Origin of the sequence: Streptomyces sp. BBFR2, assembly GCF_044497305.1 — a bacterium.
GTDB lineage: Bacteria > Actinomycetota > Actinomycetes > Streptomycetales > Streptomycetaceae > Streptomyces.
This window is the reverse complement of the sequence record NZ_CP172415.1, coordinates 6,160,556-6,178,319: the sequence shown is the minus strand read 5'-3', so window position 1 is coordinate 6,178,319 and position 17,764 is coordinate 6,160,556. Positions and strand designations below refer to the sequence as shown.

19 protein-coding genes and 1 pseudogene are annotated in these 17,764 nt (G+C 75.0%); 9 read left to right on the top strand and 11 right to left on the bottom strand.

Going from position 1 to position 17,764, the window contains the following annotated elements:
• Window positions 1-28: 28 nt before the first annotated feature.
• From crcB (ACGH2B_RS25395) to crcB (ACGH2B_RS25385), 3 genes are read right to left on the bottom strand one after another with little or no spacing between them, the layout of a single operon-like run.
• Window positions 29-406 (bottom strand): fluoride efflux transporter CrcB, encoded by a 378-nt coding sequence (gene crcB, locus ACGH2B_RS25395; RefSeq protein ID WP_399094331.1) that lies wholly within the window; start codon window positions 404-406, stop codon window positions 29-31.
• Window positions 403-747: a DUF190 domain-containing protein gene (locus tag ACGH2B_RS25390; protein WP_399094328.1), complete on the bottom strand. Its 345-nt coding sequence runs from the start codon at window positions 745-747 to the stop codon at window positions 403-405. The genes crcB (ACGH2B_RS25395) and ACGH2B_RS25390 overlap by 4 nt, the downstream gene beginning before the upstream one ends.
• Window positions 744-1,229 carry a fluoride efflux transporter CrcB gene (gene crcB, locus ACGH2B_RS25385; RefSeq protein ID WP_399094325.1) on the bottom strand — a complete coding sequence of 162 codons (486 nt, stop codon included), beginning with the start codon at window positions 1,227-1,229 and terminating at the stop codon, window positions 744-746. The genes ACGH2B_RS25390 and crcB (ACGH2B_RS25385) overlap by 4 nt, the downstream gene beginning before the upstream one ends.
• A 774-nt stretch (window positions 1,230-2,003) precedes the next feature.
• On the opposite strand from crcB (ACGH2B_RS25385), the gene ACGH2B_RS25380 reads away from it, so the two are divergent.
• Window positions 2,004-3,461, top strand: a complete 1,458-nt coding sequence (locus ACGH2B_RS25380; RefSeq protein ID WP_399094322.1) for an APC family permease — start codon at window positions 2,004-2,006, stop codon at window positions 3,459-3,461.
• A gap of 215 nt (window positions 3,462-3,676) precedes the next feature.
• On the opposite strand, the gene ACGH2B_RS25375 is transcribed toward ACGH2B_RS25380, so the two are convergent.
• From ACGH2B_RS25375 to ACGH2B_RS25365, 3 genes and pseudogenes are all read right to left on the bottom strand, one after another.
• A complete protein-coding gene (locus tag ACGH2B_RS25375; protein ID WP_399094319.1) occupies window positions 3,677-4,393 on the bottom strand; it encodes a hypothetical protein in 717 nt (238 codons plus the stop codon).
• Between the two features lie 191 nt (window positions 4,394-4,584).
• Window positions 4,585-4,716, bottom strand: a pseudogene (locus ACGH2B_RS25370) (Asp/Glu/hydantoin racemase); the annotation flags it as partial.
• A 65-nt stretch (window positions 4,717-4,781) separates the two neighbouring features.
• Window positions 4,782-5,438, bottom strand: coding sequence for a cytosine permease (locus tag ACGH2B_RS25365; RefSeq protein ID WP_399094316.1), 657 nt, complete (start codon window positions 5,436-5,438; stop codon window positions 4,782-4,784).
• 208 nt (window positions 5,439-5,646) lie between these two features.
• Between ACGH2B_RS25365 and ACGH2B_RS25360 the strand changes: the two genes are divergently transcribed.
• The 5 genes from ACGH2B_RS25360 to ACGH2B_RS25340 all read left to right on the top strand — a co-directional run bounded on the left by ACGH2B_RS25360 (window position 5,647) and on the right by ACGH2B_RS25340 (window position 9,549).
• Complete coding sequence (locus tag ACGH2B_RS25360; protein ID WP_399094313.1) at window positions 5,647-6,723, top strand: TerD family protein; 1,077 nt, start codon at window positions 5,647-5,649, stop codon at window positions 6,721-6,723.
• 221 nt (window positions 6,724-6,944) lie between these two features.
• Window positions 6,945-7,820: a RimK family alpha-L-glutamate ligase gene (locus ACGH2B_RS25355; protein WP_399094310.1), complete on the top strand. Its 876-nt coding sequence runs from the start codon at window positions 6,945-6,947 to the stop codon at window positions 7,818-7,820.
• 114 nt (window positions 7,821-7,934) lie between these two features.
• Entirely contained in the window at window positions 7,935-8,384 is a 450-nt protein-coding gene (locus ACGH2B_RS25350; RefSeq protein ID WP_399094306.1) for an ATP-binding protein, read from the top strand.
• A gap of 253 nt (window positions 8,385-8,637) precedes the next feature.
• Window positions 8,638-8,985 carry an ArsR/SmtB family transcription factor gene (locus tag ACGH2B_RS25345; RefSeq protein WP_399094303.1) on the top strand — a complete coding sequence of 116 codons (348 nt, stop codon included), beginning with the start codon at window positions 8,638-8,640 and terminating at the stop codon, window positions 8,983-8,985.
• 69 nt (window positions 8,986-9,054) lie between these two features.
• A complete protein-coding gene (locus tag ACGH2B_RS25340) occupies window positions 9,055-9,549 on the top strand; it encodes a peptidylprolyl isomerase (protein ID WP_399094300.1) in 495 nt (164 codons plus the stop codon).
• Between the two features lie 133 nt (window positions 9,550-9,682).
• On the opposite strand, the gene ACGH2B_RS25335 is transcribed toward ACGH2B_RS25340, so the two are convergent.
• Window positions 9,683-10,678, bottom strand: a complete 996-nt coding sequence (locus tag ACGH2B_RS25335) for an SDR family NAD(P)-dependent oxidoreductase (RefSeq protein ID WP_399094297.1) — start codon at window positions 10,676-10,678, stop codon at window positions 9,683-9,685.
• Between the two features lie 64 nt (window positions 10,679-10,742).
• Complete coding sequence (locus tag ACGH2B_RS25330) at window positions 10,743-12,254, bottom strand: aminotransferase class I/II-fold pyridoxal phosphate-dependent enzyme (protein ID WP_399094294.1); 1,512 nt, start codon at window positions 12,252-12,254, stop codon at window positions 10,743-10,745.
• Window positions 12,255-12,648: 394 nt separating this feature from the next.
• Here ACGH2B_RS25330 and ACGH2B_RS25325 point away from each other — a divergent pair, with 394 nt between their 5' ends.
• The gene (locus ACGH2B_RS25325) at window positions 12,649-13,068 is read left to right on the top strand and encodes a PPOX class F420-dependent oxidoreductase (RefSeq protein WP_399094291.1); all 420 of its coding nucleotides are present in this window, start codon (window positions 12,649-12,651) and stop codon (window positions 13,066-13,068) included.
• 100 nt (window positions 13,069-13,168) lie between these two features.
• Here ACGH2B_RS25325 and ACGH2B_RS25320 read toward each other — a convergent pair whose 3' ends face one another.
• Both ACGH2B_RS25320 and ACGH2B_RS25315 read right to left on the bottom strand, forming a co-directional pair.
• Window positions 13,169-13,810 (bottom strand): CBS domain-containing protein, encoded by a 642-nt coding sequence (locus ACGH2B_RS25320; RefSeq protein WP_399094288.1) that lies wholly within the window; start codon window positions 13,808-13,810, stop codon window positions 13,169-13,171.
• Window positions 13,811-13,960: 150 nt separating this feature from the next.
• The gene (locus ACGH2B_RS25315) at window positions 13,961-14,803 is read right to left on the bottom strand and encodes a dienelactone hydrolase family protein (protein WP_399097313.1); all 843 of its coding nucleotides are present in this window, start codon (window positions 14,801-14,803) and stop codon (window positions 13,961-13,963) included.
• 371 nt (window positions 14,804-15,174) lie between these two features.
• Here ACGH2B_RS25315 and ACGH2B_RS25310 point away from each other — a divergent pair, with 371 nt between their 5' ends.
• Together ACGH2B_RS25310 and ACGH2B_RS25305 are read left to right on the top strand one after the other, a co-directional pair.
• The gene (locus tag ACGH2B_RS25310; protein ID WP_399094285.1) at window positions 15,175-16,407 is read left to right on the top strand and encodes an MFS transporter; all 1,233 of its coding nucleotides are present in this window, start codon (window positions 15,175-15,177) and stop codon (window positions 16,405-16,407) included.
• Window positions 16,408-16,456: 49 nt separating this feature from the next.
• A complete protein-coding gene (locus ACGH2B_RS25305) occupies window positions 16,457-17,128 on the top strand; it encodes an NIPSNAP family protein (RefSeq protein ID WP_399094282.1) in 672 nt (223 codons plus the stop codon).
• A gap of 48 nt (window positions 17,129-17,176) precedes the next feature.
• On the opposite strand, the gene ACGH2B_RS25300 is transcribed toward ACGH2B_RS25305, so the two are convergent.
• The gene (locus ACGH2B_RS25300) at window positions 17,177-17,692 is read right to left on the bottom strand and encodes a 2,4'-dihydroxyacetophenone dioxygenase family protein (protein WP_399094279.1); all 516 of its coding nucleotides are present in this window, start codon (window positions 17,690-17,692) and stop codon (window positions 17,177-17,179) included.
• Window positions 17,693-17,764: the final 72 nt, after the last annotated feature.

Sequence of the window (17,764 nt, the reverse complement as noted above, 5' to 3'; positions counted from 1 at the left end):
GGGCGCGGTGCGGTCGGGCCGGGTGCGGTCAGGTGCCCCAGAGCGCCCCGGCGAGCGTCACGCCCAGGAAGGCCGCGCCGAGTCCCGCGACGAGCTGCGCGACGACATTGGCCAGCGCGAGGAACCGCGCACCGTCCTCGGCCAGCCGCAGCGTCTCGTACGAGAACGTCGAGTACGTCGACAGCGCCCCGCAGAGCCCGGTGCCCAGTGCCAGCCGCACCTGGGACGAGGCCGCGCCGGCCGACGCCGCGCCGGTGACCAGCCCGAGGATCACGCACGCCGAGATGTTGACGGTGAAGGTGCCCCAGGGGAACACCGAGTCGTGCCGGGACTGGACGGCGCGGTCGGTGAGGTAGCGCAGCGGGGCGCCGACCGCGGCGCCGACGACGACGAGCAGCCAGTTCACCGGCGCACCTCGCTCCGCGTGTACCGCAGCGTCTCGCAGACGTCCAGGGTGACCAGGCCGTCGCCCATCACCTCGTCGAGTTGGGGCAGGAAGCCGCGGATGCGTTCCTCGGTGTCGATGAGGACGACGGCGACGGGCAGGTCCTCGCTGAGCGACAGCAGACGGCTGGTGTGGATGACGGACGAGGAGCCGAAGCCCTCGATGCCGTGGAAGACGGAGGCACCCGCGAGCCCGGCGGCGCGGGCGCGGTGGACGATCTCGACGAAGACCGGCTTGTGGTGCCAGGTGTCGTGCTCCCCGACGTAGACGGTCGCCCGCAGCGCGGAACCGGTGATCCTCACTTCTGCCTCCTCTCGACGAGGCGGCGGGTGACCGTCGCCGCGAGCGTCACGGAGACCAGCGCCGCCACCAGGGTCAGCGCCAGGTAGGCGAGCCCGGCGCGGGCCCGGCCGTCGGCCACCAGTCGCTGGATCTCCACGGCGTAGGTGGAGAAGGTGGTGAAGCCGCCGAGGACGCCGGTGCCGAAGAACGGCCGTACCAGGCGGTGGGCGGCCCATACCTCGGTGATGATCACCATGAAGACGCCGATGACGGCGCAGCCGGCGGAGTTGACCACCAGCGTGGTCCAGGGGAAGCCGCCGTCCGGGGTGGGCCACAGCAGGGTGGCGCCGTAGCGGGCGCAGGCGCCGAGGGCACCGCCGAGGGCGACCGCACCGACGACGGCGCCCTGACCGCTGCGCGGGGTGCGGCGCCGCGCGGGCGGGGGGACGCCGGTACCGGGGTCGACCGGATCGTCACACACGGGTTCCTGTGCCTTCACCATCTGCCTCTCCTACTCGCGGCGCACCGTCGCCGGGCGCACGTCATCGCAAGTAGGGACCGTTGGCGGCGTACTGCCGCGGTTGGGTACGGCGGGCCCCACCGCCGTGCGGCGCCCGCGGGCGCCGCGTCGCTCCACGGTACCTCCGGTGCGCCGGGCATCCGCACCCGGGATGGCCGAAAAGCGGCCATGAGGGAGGAGGCGGATCCGTGCCGCGCGCCGCACCGGCACACCCCCGTCCCGCGACGCGGACGGCAGGCGGGCGCGGCCTCCCGGGCAGGGGGCGGCGCCGTCGGCCGGGGGCGGCCGGTCCCGCTTCCTTCAGCAGGTCAACGGCGTTCCCAGGCGCTCTTTCGCGGAGGCGGGTGGAGTCGGGCGACGGATTCCACAGGCGTCGGGGCAGGCGCGGCCGGGGCGCCTTCCCGCGGGGCCGGGGCCCGTCGCGCCGGAGCCGTACCGGCCGTTCACGGCCCCGGCTCCGCGGTCACCGGGCCGCCTCCGCCCGACGCATGACCCGCGCCCCATGTGGCCACCGATTCCGTTCCACGGTCATCCACGCGACGCCAATACCTCCCCCGTGCCCCTTCCCCGCAACGGATTTCGTCGTCCAGTGAATTCCCTATGAAACCTTGACGCGCCTGCGGGACGGGGGTTTCATTCGGTCACCGAAACGGCGACCGCGTCCCTGCCGCGTCTCTTCCGCGCTTTCCGGGCCGCACCGCTTCGTGGCACCACCTCTTCGGCACGCTCCTCGGCCGCTCGCACGATGGGACACGGATGACCACTACGCCCTCCACACCCGTTGCCTCCGCGACCCCCGCGGCGGATCCGCATCCGGCGCCCGCCGCCGGGGCGGGCACGGACGCCGCGACCGGCGGAGCGCCGAAGCTCAACCGCTCGATCGGCGTGGTGGGCGGCACCCTGCTCACCCTCTCCTGTCTGACACCGGCCTCCTCACTCTTCGTGATCGTGCCGGACTCCTTCGCGACGCTGGGCACCGGCGCCGCGCTCACCATCGCCATCGCCGCCGTGCTCTGTATCGGCGTCGCCTTCACCTACTCCGAGCTGGGCACGCTGATCCCCAGTTCCGGCGGCGAGTACGCGATGGTCGGCACGTTGATGGGGCGGCTGGCCGGCTGGCTGGTCTTCGTGCTGTCGCTGATCGTCGTCATGATCGTGCCGCCGATCATCGCGCTGGGCACCGCCGACTACCTGGCGCCGCTGGCCCATCTCGATCCGCAGTGGACCGCCGCGGGCGTGATGCTGCTGGCCACCGCGATGGGCCTGCTCGATCTGCGGGCCAACGCCTGGATCACCGGGATCTTCCTCGTCCTGGAGGTGGTGGCCGCCGCGGTCGTCGCCTTCCTCGGCTTCAGCCACACCAGCCGCTCCGCGTCCGTCCTGGTCCACCCCGTGATCGCGGCGCCCGACGGGCACACCACCGCGCTGACCGCGGGCCTGGTGGTGACCGGCCTGGCCACCGCGCTCTTCATCCTCCAGGGCTTCTCGACGGCGGTGTACCTCGCCGAGGAGATGGAGAACCCGCGGCGCAACGTCTCCCGCACGGTCCTGTGGACGCTGGGCATCGGTGCGGCGGTCGTCCTCGTACCGGTCGTCGCGATCACGCTGGGCGCACCGGATCTGGCGACGCTGACCTCCGGTGATGTCGCGGGCATGGTGGAGTCCTGGAGCAATTCGGCGGTCGGGACGTTCGTCAGCCTCTGCATCGCGCTGGCGATCATCAACGCGGCGATCGTGATGGTGATCCAGAACTCCCGGGTGGTGTTCGCCTCGGCGCGCGACGCGGCCTGGCCGGGCGGCGTCAACCGCGCCCTGTCCCACCTCGGGCGGCGCTTCGGCTCCCCGTGGGTGGCGACGCTCGCCGTGGGCGTGCCGGGGGCGGCCCTGTGCTTCGTCAACCTGGACACCCTGAGCGAGGTCACCGGTGTCGCCGTCGCGGCGATGTACGTCTTCGTGGCGCTGGGCGCGCTGGTCTCCCGCCGGGGCGCGCACAAGCACCGGGCGGCCTGGCGGATGCCGCTGTGGCCGGTGATCCCGGCGCTGCTCGTCCTGGTCCTGGTGTGGGTGCTGTGGCAGCAGAGCACCGAGAGTCTGGCGATCACCGGGGGCATCGTCGCGGCGGCGGCCCTGTACTGGGCGTGCTACCTGCGCCCGCGCCAGGACACCCACTGGGTCATCTCGGTCCCGGAGGAGGAGGCCGGGGAAGCGGCCTGACCGACGCCACCGCCGGGCCCCGGACCGCCTGCCGGGCGGCGGGGCCCCGGCCGTTTCTCCGGCGTCCGGGCCGCGCGGCCCGGGCCCCGCCGCCCCGTTCTCCGGCGCCGTCCGGACCCCGGCGCCCCGTTCTCGTTCTGCGGCTCCATCCGGTCTCGTTCTCCGGCTCCATCCGGCCGCTCGACCCCGTCGGCGCTCCGGCGGTCGGCCGTCCCTCACTCCCCCGCGGCCAGGGCCCGCCCCCGTGCCGCCGTCACCAGCTCGACGGCCTGTTCCCGGGTGCGGCCGGGGACCGCGTTCCAGTCGCCGATCAGCGCCTGCCAGCCGCGGTGGCGGAGTTCGCCGAGGATGTGGGCGGCGGCGCGGGCGGCGGCGTCCTCGGAGCCGATGCCGAGCGCCACCGCGCCGAGGAGCGCCCCGCAGACGCACCGGCGCCCGCGGCGGTCGCGCAGCCGGTGGGGGCGCTGCTGCCAGCCCCAGCTCCGGAGGATCTCGGCGGTGACGGCGAGCTGGGTGCTGGGCGGGTACGACAGGCCGGGCCGGCGGCGGTGCGCCCAGTCCGGCAGCGCCCGGGCGAACCGGCCGGGCAACCGGACCTCCACATCCGGCCGGGTCCCGTGCCGGGGCACCGCACGCAGCGCCTCCTCGACCAGCTCACCGACGGTGGCGCGGACCAGCCGCCGCGCCACCGGATCGGCGGGCGCGGTACGTCCCCAGCCCGCGGCGATCCCCTCCCACGCGGCCCGCTCCCGGAGGTCCGGGCGTACCGGGTCCGGGGCGCCGACGCCGTGCGGACGCACAGGGTCCGCCCCGCCGCACGGCCCCGGCCCGCCGCCGTCCGGCCGTACGGGCCGCGGGGCGTACGGACCGGGGTCCACCAGGCGGGCGGCGGCCCGGTCGAGGGCGGTGACGGTCAGCTCCGGGACGGGCATGAGGTCCCCTTCGCGGTGCGGTGGGATCGGGCGCCGTGATCGCCACGGCACACCGGAGACCTTATGTCCCGATTTGCAGTTTTTCTCCTTATCGCGGGGGCGTCACCAGGCGCTCGCCCGTCCGGCCGAGGCCCGCACCCGAAGAGGCCGGACGGGCCGGGCGGACGGCGCCCCGGGCCGCCCCGGACGCCTCAGCCGCGCCCGTCCGCGGCCGGGGGCCAGGCGCGGAAGCGCTTCGGGCGCGGTGGGGCGTAGGTGCGGACCTTGGACGTCCGCAGGCCGAGGCGGACGAGGGATTCGGCGATGGTGACCGCCGCCGCGACGGGCGCGGGCCGGGCCCCGTGCGGGCCGGTACGTCCGGACGCACCGGCCCGCGGTCCGGGCACCGTCACGCGCCGGGCACGGCGATCTCCTCGCCGTCCACGTCCTCGTGGGGGTGGCGCGCCCGGCCCGGCATCACCACGCAGAGGACGCCGGCGAGCGCCGCGCCGAGAAACCACGAGAAGCCGGAGAGGGCCGAGAAGTACCGGACGAGCGCGATCACGACGGCGACGGCGGCGGCGGGGAGGAGCGCGGCCACCGCGCGCGGGTTGACGCCCGAGCGGTAGGCGTAACCCGCCCCGGGGTCCTCGGTGTAGAGGTGCGGGACGTGGACGCGGGTGCGGCGGATCAGCCAGTAGTCGGCCATCACGATGCCGAAGACCGGGCCGAGCAGCGCACCGAGCCCGCCGAGGAAGAACTCGACGACGACCGGGCTGTCGTAGAGGTTCCACGGCAGGATCACCAGGCCGGCGACGGCGCTGACGACGGCCGCGCGGCGGAAGTCGAGCCGCTGCGGGAAGAGGTTGACCAGCGCGTGGACGGGCGCGACGAAGTTGGCCATGAGGTTGACCGCGACGGTCAGCACGATGAGCGCCGGCGAGGCCGCCGCCAGCGGGAAGGTGTGGGGGATCGCCCGCACGAGGTCGTCGGAGCCGGCGATGACCCGGCCGTCGATCCGGAACTGCGCGCCGCTGAGCACGACCACGACGCCCGCGAGGCCCATCTCACGGCCACCCCCGGCAACCCGGGCCGGACGCCGGCGCCCGGCCGGGCGGTATCGGTCACCCACCCCGCCGCCTGGCCGAAAAGGCGCCGGTCGGCGCCGTGGCACCCGCACCGAGCAGGCATACTTCATGCATTGCGCAATCCGGGAACCATAGGATCTCGGGGCCCGAAGAACGCCGTGAGGTGCGGCAGTTGTGGAGGAAGAGATGACGGTGGCCCTGACCAAGGGCGGCAACGTATCGCTCGGCAAACAGGCCCCCGGCCTGACCACCGTGCGGGTGGGGCTGGGCTGGCGGACCGCAGACACCGGCTGCGACCTGGACGCGAGCGCGCTGCTCTGCGACGCCTCCGGAAAGGTCCCGTCCGAGGCGCACTTCGTCTTCTTCAACAACCTCCGCAGCCCCGAGGGCTCCGTGGTCCTCTCCCCCGGCGCCCCGTCCGACGGCAGCGGCGACGACGCGCGGCTCGACATCGACCTCGATGCCGTGCCCGCCGCCATCAACAAGATCGTCTTCCCGGTCTCGCTCTACGACGCCGAGACCCGAGGCCAGAGCTTCGCGCAGGTCACCACCGCCCACATCCGGGTCGCCACCCCGGACGGCGCCGACCTCGCCCGTTACGACCTGCGCGGCGCGGGCGGCGCCGAGACCGCCATGGTCTTCGGTGAGCTGTACCGCCACGGCGCGGACTGGAAGTTCCGCGCCATCGGCCAGGGGTACGCCTCCGGGCTCGCCGGTATCGCCCAGGACTACGGCGTCGACGTATTGCGCCCCGAACCGGCCGCCCCGCAGCCGCCCGCGGCACCGCCCGCACCCCCCGTGCCCCCGCTCCCCCCGGAGCCCGCCGCCTTCCTCCCGGCAGGACACACCGTCCCGGCCCCCGCGCCCCACCCCGAAACGATCGGAGCCACCGACATGACCTGCTTCTTCGACCCCGCGCACGGCCCCGGCACGACGCCCGTCCTGTGGTCGCCGCAGTGGGGCGTGCCGCGCCAGATCACCTCGTGCCCGGGATGCGCCCAGCGCGTCCGGACCACCCCGCCGCCGTACTACACCGCACCGCAGCAGGGCTACCCCCAGCCCGGCTACCCGCAGCAGCCCACGCAGCCGGGGTACCCGCAGGCGGCGCCCGCGCAGCCCGAACAGCCGCAGCAGGGCCGCCGGTTCGGTACCGGCGCGCTCATCGGCGCCGGTGCGGCCGGCCTGGTCGGCGGCGCCCTCCTCAACGAGGCGTTCGACGACGACGAGCCCGACGTGATCGTCAACAACTACTACGAGGACTGAGCCTCCGGAGGGCCGCGCGGCACCCCGGACCACCGCGCCCGCACCGCCCTCCGGCCCGGCGCCGGCGCCCCGCCGCTCCCCCGGCCGGGCGCCGGTCCGTCCGCCCGTGACCCCCTCCGGCAACGCGGCGGCCCCGCCCCGAATGCCCGCGTAAGATCCGCATGTCAAGGTCAAGGATCTGCCGGGCGGACGGTGGACGTGCGGCGATCGGGGTGGGATCGATGAAGCTCTGCTTCCTGGTGGAGGAGCAGTACCGTCACGACGGGATGCCCCGGGAGGTGATCGCCCAACTCGGCGCCTGGGGCCACACGGTGGACATCATCCGGCCCGGCCGCGCCCTGCTGCCCCTGACCTCCGCCGTCACCGCGGGCGACCACGACGCCTGGGTCCTCAAGACCGTCTCCGGCGGCCCCGGCCTCACCTTGCTGGAGGCCGCCGCGCACACCGGCCTGACGACGGTCAACGACGTCCGGGCCATCCGCGGCGTCCGCGACAAGGCGCTCGCCGCGGTCATCGCCCGCACCCACGGGCTGCCCGTACCCGTGACGTACGCGGCCGCCCGCGCCGAGGAGTTCGCGCGGATACCCGAGGCGGAGTTCCCGCTCGTCGTCAAGCCCGCCGACGGCAGCTCCGGCCGCGCCGTCCGCCTGGTCCGCACCCCGGACGAGCTGACCGGCGCCGACCACGAGCCCTCCCCCGGGCTGCTGATCGCCCAGCCCTACGTCCCCAACTCCGGTACCGACCTGAAGGTCTACAGCGTCGCCGGGGAACTCTTCGCCACCGAACGCCGCTCGCCGCTCCACCCCGGGCACGCGGTCCGCGAGCGGTGCGTACCGCTCCCCGCCGAGGTCGCCCGGATGACCGCCGAGACCGGCGCCGCCTTCGGCCTCGATCTCTACGGCGTCGATGTGCTGTACGGCCCCGACGGCCCGGTGATCGTCGACATCAACGACTTCCCCAGCTTCCGTCAGGTCCCGGACGCCGTCGCCCGGGTGTCCGCCGCCGTCCTCCGCCTCGCCCGGCGCGGCTCCGGCGCCCTGACGCCCCCGCGGCTCCCGGTCTCCCTCGCCGTTCCGGCGCAGCCCGCGGCCCGCTGACGGCCCGTCCGGCCGCGCCGCCGGACCACACCGATGAGGTCACACCACCCTCACGATCTGCTGAATTGCGAAAGTTGGCAATTGATTAGATGCTGTGGTGATGACGTTCGCATCGTGGCGCGGCCACCGGGGGAAGCAGTGATCGGGGGGCTCGAATCGCTGCGGCAGCGGCATGTGCTGACCCTCCCCACCCTCCCGGCAGCGGTCCGGGTGGCCCGGGAGACCGCCGAGCAGGTCCTCGCCGAGTGGCACATCGGCCCGCACCACCCCTCCGTCGGCCCGGCGCTGCTGATCCTCGCCGAGCTGGTCACCAACAGCGTCCGGCACGCGGCCCCGGTCTCCGCCCAGCTCACCGTGGTCTACGCGGCGCGCCGGGACCGCCTGGCCCTCGCGGTCCACGACCGGCACCCCTACCAGCCGACGCTGTACGGCTCGGCGGTCGGCAGCGCCGACGGCGGGCTGGCCACCGTCATGGAGCTCACCCTCGGCCTGGGCGGCACCGCCGGAGTGCTCCCGGATCCGGACGGCCGGGGCAAGACGATCCGGGTCTGCCTGCCGCTGTGAGCCGGTCCGGAGGCCGCCTCGCGGGCGGCCCGGCCCCCGCACGGGCCCGCCTCCGGTGACCGGCGGAGTTGATAATCTTGGCGATCGCCGAGGTCACCACCGTCGGCCTCCGGTGGCTTCGGTTCCCGCGCACGTCGGCCGCCCGTCAGCGCGCGGGAGGAGGAGCGCCGATGTCGTCGACGAGCGGATGGACGCGGTACGCCGCGGACGGTCCGGCCGGGCCGTCCCGCCGCGCCGGGGAAGTGGGGGCGTGATGAGTACGCCGCTGTACCAACTCAAGGCCGAGTTCTTCAAGACGCTGGGGCACCCGGCGCGCATCCGGGTACTGGAGCTGCTGAGCCGGCGCGAGCACGCGGTGGCGGAGCTGCTGCCGGAGATCGGACTCGAACCGGCGCACCTGTCGCAGCAGCTCGCGGTCCTGCGCCGGGCGAAGCTGGTCACCACCCGCAAAGAGGGCTCGACCGTCCACTACTCCCTGGCCAACCCGCAGGTCGCGGAGTTGCTCAGGGTCGCCCGGACGATCTTGACGGGGGTCCTCGCCGGGCAGGCGGAACTCCTCGCCGACCTGCGGGCGACCACGGACGAGGCGCCGAAGCCGTAGCGCGCCGCCACCGGACCACGGGCCGAGGGTGCGCACGGGGCGGTGGGCACCGGGTGCCACAATGCTTCCATGAGCAACAACGTATTTTTCGACATCACCATCGACGGCCAGAACGCCGGCCGCATCGTTTTCAAGCTGTACGACGACGTCGTCCCGCAGACCGCCCGCAACTTCCGTGAGCTGGCCACCGGCCAGAACGGCTTCGGTTACGCCGGTTCCGGCTTCCACCGCGTGATCCCGCAGTTCATGCTCCAGGGCGGTGACTTCACCAACCACAACGGCACGGGCGGCAAGAGCATCTACGGCGAGAAGTTCGCCGATGAGAACTTCCAGCTCAAGCACGACCGTCCGTTCCTGCTGTCGATGGCGAACGCCGGCAAGAACACCAACGGCTCGCAGTTCTTCATCACCACCGTCGTCACCTCCTGGCTCGACGGCAAGCACGTCGTCTTCGGCGAGGTCGTCGAGGGCCAGGACCTGGTGACGAAGATCGAGGGCCTCGGCTCGCAGAGCGGCACCCCCAAGGGCAAGATCACCATCGAGAAGTCCGGCATCGTCGAGTAACACCCGCACCACCGGCGGGGCCCGCGCCCCGCTTGCCGAGCGCGCCCCCGGCACCACGCCGGGCGGCGCGCTCGGCCGTTCCCGGCGCGCGGAACACGTCAATCTCCGGCCGGATCCCGCCGGGGCGGCCGCGTCACCTCGCCTTACGGGCGCGTTCGTTGAAGCGGTCGGCGGCGCGTTCGTTGAGGACGCCGAGGACGGCGCGCAGCCGGGGCGCGGGCGGCTGGTCACCGGCCGCGACCTCGGCGCCGGTCACCGTCGCCGGGGCGTCGCCCCGCGGCAGCGCGCGGGCGGCGGCGGACATCAGGCGGGTGGTGGTCACCGGGGCGACGCCGTTGAGCTTGGCGCCGATCCTGGCGGCCGGGGTGAGGACGATCCGCGGGCGGCGCCGCCGCATCCCGCCGACGATCCGGTCCGCGGCCCGTTCGGCGTCCATGGACAGCAGCGGCAGCCCGGCCAGCGCCGAGAACCACGCGTACTCCCGCCGCCGGTCCCCGCCGAAGTACGCCTGGAGGTGCGAGCCGGTCCGCATCAGCCCCGGGTGCACCGCGGTGACGGTGACGCCGTGCGGCGACTCCTCCGCGTGCAGCCCCGCCGCGAGGGAGGCGACGGCGGACTTCGCGCACGCGTACGGCACCAGATGCGGTACGGGCACCAGCGCGCCCACCGACCCGATCAGCCCGAGACGGCCGCCGACGGGGCTGCGCCGCAGGTAGGGCAGGGCGGCGAGGGAGGTGTGCAGCGCGCCGGTGAAGACGGAGTCCAGCGCCGCCCGGAAGCCGTCCGGGCCGAGCGCCGTGGCGGGGCCGACCTGGATGATGCCCGCGTTGGCGATGGTCAGGTCGATACCGCCCTCGGCGGCGGCGATCTCCGCGAACCGGTCGTACACCGCCGCCTCGTCGCGGACGTCGCAGACCAGCCCGCGCACCGGTCCCCCGGCGGCGCGCCCGGCGAGGAGAACGGCCCGGTCGAGTTCGGCCGCGTCCCGGGCGAGCAGCACCACCCGGCAGCCGTGCTGCGCGAGCCGGCGGCCGAGGAGGAGGCCCAGCCCCCGGGAGCCGCCGGTGACGACGGCGGTGAGACCGCCGATGTCCGGTACGGGGCGCAGGGCGTCGAGGGCTCGGGTCATGGCTCACCTTCCGGCCGTGCGGCGGCGCGTCGGCGGGGGCGTGTCAGGAGCGGAGAGGTCCGCGTCAACGGTACGCCGCCGGGGGTCCGGGCGCGCGGCGGGCGGGGCGGTCCCTGAGGACGCGCAGGGTTCTCAGCTCCGGGTCGACGGCGTCGGGGACGTTCATCCCCGCGGCGACGCCGGTGCGCAGATAGGTGAGGACGGGCTCGGTGAGGCATTCGCCCGGCAGGACGGCGGGGATGCCGGGCGGGTAGGGCGTCAGCATCTCGGCGGCGACGCGTCCGGCGGCCGCCGCGGCGGGGATGTCCTCGGTCGGGCCGAAGAAGGCGTCGCGCGGCAGGCACGCCTGCTCCAGCCGGAGCGCGGCCGGGTCCGGGACCTGTACGGCCGGGGCGGCGGGCAGGTCCGGTGCGGCAGCGGCGGCGGCGCGTACGGCGGCGAGCAGCGCGCCCGCGGTCTCCTCGTCGTCGGCGTGGGTGAGCTGGGTGTTGATCCGCCGGTGGTCGGCGAGGTGGGCGTCGACCCGGCGGTGGGCGCGCAGCCAGTCGGCGATCTGGTAGCCGCTGACGCCGAGGCCGGAGACGTCGATGACGACGGGCAGCGGGTCGAGATCGGCCGCGAGGCCGGGGCCGCAGAAATCGGCGCGGTCGTTGACGTGCAGACCGTCGATCGCCTCGATCTCCGTGCGGACGCGGTCGGCGAGGGCGAGGGCCCGGCCCATCAGCTCACGGCCGTGGCGGGCCATCTGGCGGCGCCAGCCGTCGAGACCGGCGTAGATCGGGACGGCGGGGCTGGTGGTGCCGAGGAGGTCGGCGCGGGTCTTGAGCAGCGCCGGTTCGACGAGATCGCCGCCGAGGTGGAAGACGGAGCCCTGTTCCAGACCGCTGCCCATCTTGTGGATGCTGGTGACGCAGATGTCGGCGCCCGCGTCCATCGCCCAGGACGGCAGGTCGGGGTGGAACGGCAGGTGGGCGCCCCACGCCTCGTCCACGATCAGCGGGCGGCCGCGTTCGTGGCAGACGGCGGCGAGCGCGGCGAGGTCGGCGCAGCTCCCGTACGGGGTGGGGCTGGTGATCAGCGCGCCCTTGGCGTCGGGGTGGGCGGCGAAGGCGGCGGCGACGTCCGGTGCGGACGGCGGGTGCGCGAGATGGCGCTCGGCGTCCCACCGGGGGTCGATCCAGACGGGCCGGATGCCGGAGAGGATCAGGCCGGAGACGACGGATTTGTGGGCGTCGCGGCCGATCAGCAGCTTCTCGTGGGGTCCGGCGACGGCGAGCATGGCCGCCTTGACGGAGAGGGAGCTGCCGCAGGTGGAGAAGAAGGTGTGCCGGGCGTGGACGGCCTCGGCCATCAGCCGTTCGGCGCGCTCCAGGACCCGGCCGCGGGTGCGCCGGTCGTCGAGGCCGCCGGAGGCCAGGACGTCCCCGAGGAAGACGGCGTCGCCGAGGACCGCGCGGACCTGCGGATCGGCGCCACGGGCCTGTTTGTGGCCGGGCGGGCTGAAGGGCAGCCGGTCCTCGCGGTGGTAGGCGGCCAGCGCCGCCAGGACCGGCGCCTCGTTCTGATCGAGTGGCATGGCGCAGGTGTTCCCGGACCGACGCCGGAGCAATCAGGGCGCGACGGGAGGAACCGGACGCCGTGCCGGGGCGGGCCGGTGCGGCGGCCGTACGCGTGTGGGGTGCGGGACCGGGACTCCGGGCCGGTTCACGGGAGCGGACCACGCCGGATGGCGGTCCGGCGGCGGGGCGGACAGCATGGCCGGGGCGCCACCCGCGGGAGCCGGGCTTCCGGGCGCGGGACCGCGGGCCGGTCCCGGTCCGTGTGCCGGGTCCCGGTCCGTGTGCCGGGTTTCCGGTCCGTATGCCGGATCCCGGGCTCGCGAGCCGCTTCGCGGTCGCGGGTCCGCAAGGCCGGAATCCCCGGGACGGTGGCGCTCCTCCCGTCCGCCGGACCCGACCGTGAGGTGCCCCGTGTCGAAGCCGCCGCTGCCCGAAACCGCGACCGCCATGCTGGCGAAGGCCAATCCCGCCGTGATCGCGACCCTGCGGCCGGACGGGCAACCCGTGTCCACGGCCACCTGGTACCTCTGGGACGACGGCCGCGTCATGGTCAACATGGATGAGGGCCGCCGGCGGCTGGCGCACCTCCGCGATGATCCGCGGGTGACGCTCACCGTGCTCGACGAGGGCAACTGGTACACCCATCTCAGCCTCGTCGGCCGCGTCACCGAACTCCGTCCGGACGCGGATCTGACGGACATCGACCGGCTGGCCCACCACTACCTCGGCACCCCGTACCCCCGGCGGGACCGGGCCCGGGTCACCGCCTGGATCACGATCGACCGCTGGCACGGCTGGGGCACCCTCAAGGACAGCTCCCAGGCGGGGTGACCTGCGGCCCGGCCGACCGGAGCGGCGGGGTGCGGGACCGGGGCCGGGGCCGGATCCCGCCCACCGGATCCCACCCGCCGGGCTCCGGGCGCCCCCGGGCTCACACCGGCTCGGGCGGCTCCACCGGCTCCCGGCTCCGGAGGGCGGCCCGGTCGTCGGTCTCGTAGGTGAGGCGGTTGACCACCTCCACCACGCCGTCGACGCTCTCGCACAGGCGCACCGCGACGACCACCAGGCTGCGGCGGGCGAGGGTGCCGCTGAGCGTCACCGTGCCGTCCGAGACCTCGACGGTGACAGCGGACGGCGGGACGTTCAGCGTGCGGGTCAGGACGTCCTCCAGGATCTCCTCCTGGATCGCGCGGTCGCGCCGCAGGAAGAGCTGGACGAGGTCGCCGCGGCTGAGGACGCCGATGAGGAGGCCCTCGTCGTCGACCACCGGCAGCCGCTTGACGCCCTTCTCGTCCATCAGCCGGGCCGCCCGGATGGCGCTCCACCGCGGGCGCGCCACGACGGCGGGGCTGGTCATGAGCGAGCCGGCGGTGTTCGACGGGGTCCGGTCGATGTGCCGCCGCAGCAGGTCCGCCTCGGAGACGACGCCGAGCGTCCGTCCCGCCTCGTCCACCACCGGTACGGCGCTGATGTCGTACTCGTCGAGCAGCCGGGCGATCTCGCCGAACGCCGTGCCCGGTTGCACGGCGACGGCGCCGGGCGTCATCAGATCGGCGACACTGCGGTGCCTCATCGCGTTCCCATCCCTCCCGATATCCCTCCCAACGGGATATCCGAGGTCCATTGTCGCGCGTCCGCCGCGGCCACCGGCGCCCGTGCCCGCGGGGTGAGCGGCGGGGGCCCGGCGGCCCGTGCCCGCGGCGCCGCCGGTCCGCGCGGGGCGTCAGCCGTCGCCGCCCGGCCCCGCCGCCCGCGCCCCCTGGGACAGCAGCCGCGTACGGAAGAGGTCGAGGACCTGGTCGAGGGCGGCGCGGGTCGGCTGGCCCGGTGCGTCGATCAGATGCTCCGTCACGACGGAGTGCGGCGGGAGGAGGGCGTCGGGGTTGGCGTCCGCGTCGTCCAGTTCGACGGCGACGAACGCGTCCCCCAACTCGCGGCGCAGGGCGGCGAACCGCTCCTCGGGGACGAAGCGGTCGCCGCGGAACCGCATGCCGAGGACCCGCAGGTCGCCGCGGGCGCAGCGGTCCTTGACGACGGCGAACTCCGCCGGGGAGATGTCGATACCGCGGCGGCGCCCCGCGGTGACCGGCAGCGGCAGCGAGGGCTGCGACAGGACGGGGGCGAGCAGCCGTTCGTCGGTGGCCATGGCGAGCGCGAAGCCGCCGGTGGCGCACATGCCGATCGCCCCGACGCCGGGGCCGCCGCACCGCTCGTGCTCATGGGCGGCGAGCGCCCGCAGCCAGCCGACGACCGGGGAGCTGCGGCCGGTGGCGAACAGGGTGAACTCCCGGCTCACGCACAGCTTCAGCATCGTGGACGCCAGGTACGCCCGGCCCCGCACCGGCGGACGGGGATCGCGTCCCGGCGTGCCGAACAGGACGGGCAGGACGGCGGTGCAGCCGAGGGCGGCCACCCGGTCGGCGAACTCCACGACCTTGGGCGTGATGCCCGGTACCTCGGCCATCACGACGACGGCGGGCCCGGTGCCGCGGCGCAGCACCTCCCGGGTGACGCCGTCGTGCGTGAAGGTGGTGCGCTCGTATCCCGCGAGCCCGTGATCGGCCATGTCGTCCTGTCCGTCCGTCTCCGTCACCGGGGCCGTGTGCACGGCGCCCCGGCCGCCGCCCCGGCGGTGCCGGCGGCGATCCGCCCGTGTCCCCGTGTCCCCGTATCCCATGCCCCCGTGTCCCCGGTGTCTCCGGGCCGCGGCGCGCCTCGCGCCCCGGGCCGCACGGTACGCGGTCCGGCGCGGGGCCGGGGACGGCGGGCGGTGCGGCGGGCGGTACGGAAGCGGGTGCGCCGCCCGTCTCCCGCCGCCCGGCGCGCCGTCGCCGTGCCCGGTGCGGCTGCCCGCCCGGTGACCGGGGCGTACGGCGCCGGGTGCGCGTCCGGCGTGGCGTACCGCGCCACCGCGCACCGGCCGGTAGGCACGTGCCCATGGACGAGCACACCGGGCGGCGGCCGCGGCGGGACGGACGGAGCGGCTGGTACAGCGCCGGGGTGGGCGGCGTCGGCGCGGCGAGCTTCTTCAGCGACTCCGGGCACGAGATCGCGACCGCCGTGCTGCCCGGATTCCTCACCTCCACCCTGCACGCGTCGCCGGGCGCGCTCGGCGTCGTCGAGGGCGTCAGCGACGCGCTGACCGGCCTCGCCAAGCTGGCGGGCGGCCCGCCGGCCGACTCCCCCGGGCGCCGGGCCCGGATCGCCACCGGCGGCTACCTCGGTACGGCGCTGGCCACCGGCGCTCTCGGTCTCGCGCAGTCCGTGTGGCAGGTCGGCGCCCTGCGCGCGCTCGCCTGGACCTCGCGGGGCATCCGGTCGCCGTCCCGGGACGCGCTGCTGGCCTCGCTCGCCCCGCCGCGCGCCTACGGGCGGGCCTTCGGCCTGGAGCGGGCGGGTGACAACCTCGGCGCCGTCGCCGGACCGCTCCTCGCCGCGCTGCTGGTCTCCCTGCTCGGCATCCGCGCCACCCTCTGGTGCGCGGCCCTGCCCGGTCTGCTGGCGGCGCTGGCCATCACCTACGCCGGACGCGAGGCCCGCCGCACCCTCGCCCAGCCGGCCGCCCGGCGCCGTATCCGGCTCCGCCTGGGGGATCTGCGGCGCGCCGGGATGGCCCGCGCGCTGCTGCCGGTGGCGCTCTTCGAGACCGGCAACATCGCCGTCACCCTCCTCATCCTGCGCGCCACCCAACTCCTGCACCACGGCGCCCGCGACCTCGCCGCCGCCACCTCGCTGGCCGTGCTGATCTACGCGGCGCACAACGCCGTCGCCGCCGCCGTGGCCTACCTCGGCGGCCACTGGATCGACCGGGCGGGGCCCCGTACCGCCTTCGCCGCCGGCGGGGTCCTCTATCTGGCGGCGTACGGGATGTTCGCCGTGCCCTGGCACGGCTGGCCGCCGCTGCTGGCCGCCTTCGTGCTGGCGGGCAGCGGTATCGGGCTGGTCGAGACCGCCGAGTCGGCGCTGGTGGCGAGGATGCTGCCGGACGCGCTGCGCGGCAGCGGCTTCGGGCTGCTCGGACTGGTGCAGTCCTTCGGCGACTTCGCCTCCTCGGCCGCCGTCGGCCTGCTCTGGACGGCGTTCGGCCCGGCGGTGGGCTTCGCGTACGCGGCCGCGTGGACCGGTGCCTCCGCCCTGGCGGTGGGGGCGACGGGGCCGCCGCGGGCGTGACGGGCGGGCCGGTACCTTTGTCGCACCAACCATCTGCGGGAGGCGCGGTGTGACGGAGGATCAGCCCGTACCGATCAGCGGCGAGGACGTCGAGGCGTCGCAGCAGGGCATGCGCTACGAGTTGGCGACCTTGTCCTTCCGGCTTCTCGACGCGGAGAAGGCCGCCGCCGGGGTCCTGCCCTGGGTCGAGGACCCGGACGCGGAAGGCAGGTTGCTCGGCTGCTGGCAGACGGAGAACGGTCCGCTGGGGCGACTGATGGTGCTGCGCGGCTTCACCGACGACGCGGAGCTGAGCCGGGAGCGGGCGCGGGCGCGCCGCAGCGTCGTGCCGTTCGGCGGCCCCGCGCACCTGACCGATCTGACGCTGCAGAGCTTCGCGCCCTTCCCGTTCGTCCCGCCGGTACGCACCGGCCGGTTCGGGCCCGTCTACGAGATCCGGGACTACCACCTGCGCCCGGGAGGGCTGCCCGCGACCCTCGCCGGCTGGCGGCAGGCGCTGCCCGCCCGGCACCGCGTCGATCCGTTGACGGTGGCGATGTACGCGCTCGACGGCCCCGACCGGATTCTCCAGATCTGGCCGTTCCGCAGCCTGGACGAGCGGGTCGCCCTCCGCAGGGACCTCTACGCCGCCGGTCTGTGGCCCCCGCCCGGCGCCCCGGAGCAGATCCTCGACGCGACCTCGGTCATCGCCTGGCCGACCGCCTTCTCCCCGCTCACCTGACGGCCCCCGGGCGGCGGGACACCGCGCCGCCGCCCACGGGCCCTCAGATCACAGGTAGAGCGCCCGGTTGATGGGGACGCCCTGTTCCCGGCAGCCGCTTTCGTAGTGGTCGATGAGGCGGAAGACGTCCATCACCTCGGTCACCCGGTCGTGTTCGTCGAGGAATTCCACCGGTCCGTTGAGCCAGAAGACGGTCTTCATGCCCTCGTCGGAGAGCAGGGTGTGGGTGCGTCCGGGGCTCTCCCGGACGAAGTCGCCGGGGCGGCCGACCCAGTCGTACTCCTGGTAGCGCCAACTCCCTTCGAGTACGTAGCCGGAGACGGGGCCGCGGTGGCGGTGGCGGCCCAGTGAGCCGCCGGACCGCACCCACAGCACGTTGGCGGCGGAGTTGCTGCGGATGTCGAACGTCAGGTGCTTGATCATCACGTTCGGGACGAAGGGCAGCCACGGGGAGTCCGCCGCCGCGATGTACCCCTCGGGCAGCGCGTAGCGGTCCCGGCACCGGTCGAGCCTCGCTTCGCTCGCGGCCAGGCTGTCCGCGCCCGGGGGCGGGCTGGTCGTCATGGAGGGTGTCCTTCCTGTCGGCGCGGAGCGGGCGCGCTCGCCCGCCCGTGTTCCCTTACCCCGTCCGGCACG

Bases quoted from the DNA above. Each gene is read 5' to 3' on its own strand.
- ACGH2B_RS25335 (WP_399094297.1), bottom strand. From the start codon at position 10,678: ATGACCCGAGCCCTCGACGCCCTGCGCCCCGTACCGGACATCGGCGGT.
- ACGH2B_RS25340 (WP_399094300.1), top strand. From the start codon at position 9,055: ATGAGCAACAACGTATTTTTCGACATCACCATCGACGGCCAGAACGCC.
- ACGH2B_RS25355 (WP_399094310.1), top strand. From the start codon at position 6,945: ATGAAGCTCTGCTTCCTGGTGGAGGAGCAGTACCGTCACGACGGGATG.
- ACGH2B_RS25380 (WP_399094322.1), top strand. From the start codon at position 2,004: ATGACCACTACGCCCTCCACACCCGTTGCCTCCGCGACCCCCGCGGCG.
- ACGH2B_RS25315 (WP_399097313.1), bottom strand. From the start codon at position 14,803: ATGGCCGATCACGGGCTCGCGGGATACGAGCGCACCACCTTCACGCAC.
- ACGH2B_RS25310 (WP_399094285.1), top strand. From the start codon at position 15,175: ATGGACGAGCACACCGGGCGGCGGCCGCGGCGGGACGGACGGAGCGGC.
- ACGH2B_RS25300 (WP_399094279.1), bottom strand. From the start codon at position 17,692: ATGACGACCAGCCCGCCCCCGGGCGCGGACAGCCTGGCCGCGAGCGAA.
- ACGH2B_RS25365 (WP_399094316.1), bottom strand. From the start codon at position 5,438: ATGGGCCTCGCGGGCGTCGTGGTCGTGCTCAGCGGCGCGCAGTTCCGG.
- ACGH2B_RS25330 (WP_399094294.1), bottom strand. From the start codon at position 12,254: ATGCCACTCGATCAGAACGAGGCGCCGGTCCTGGCGGCGCTGGCCGCC.
- ACGH2B_RS25360 (WP_399094313.1), top strand. From the start codon at position 5,647: ATGACGGTGGCCCTGACCAAGGGCGGCAACGTATCGCTCGGCAAACAG.
- ACGH2B_RS25375 (WP_399094319.1), bottom strand. From the start codon at position 4,393: ATGCCCGTCCCGGAGCTGACCGTCACCGCCCTCGACCGGGCCGCCGCC.
- ACGH2B_RS25345 (WP_399094303.1), top strand. From the start codon at position 8,638: ATGAGTACGCCGCTGTACCAACTCAAGGCCGAGTTCTTCAAGACGCTG.
- crcB (WP_399094325.1), bottom strand. From the start codon at position 1,229: ATGGTGAAGGCACAGGAACCCGTGTGTGACGATCCGGTCGACCCCGGT.
- ACGH2B_RS25320 (WP_399094288.1), bottom strand. From the start codon at position 13,810: ATGAGGCACCGCAGTGTCGCCGATCTGATGACGCCCGGCGCCGTCGCC.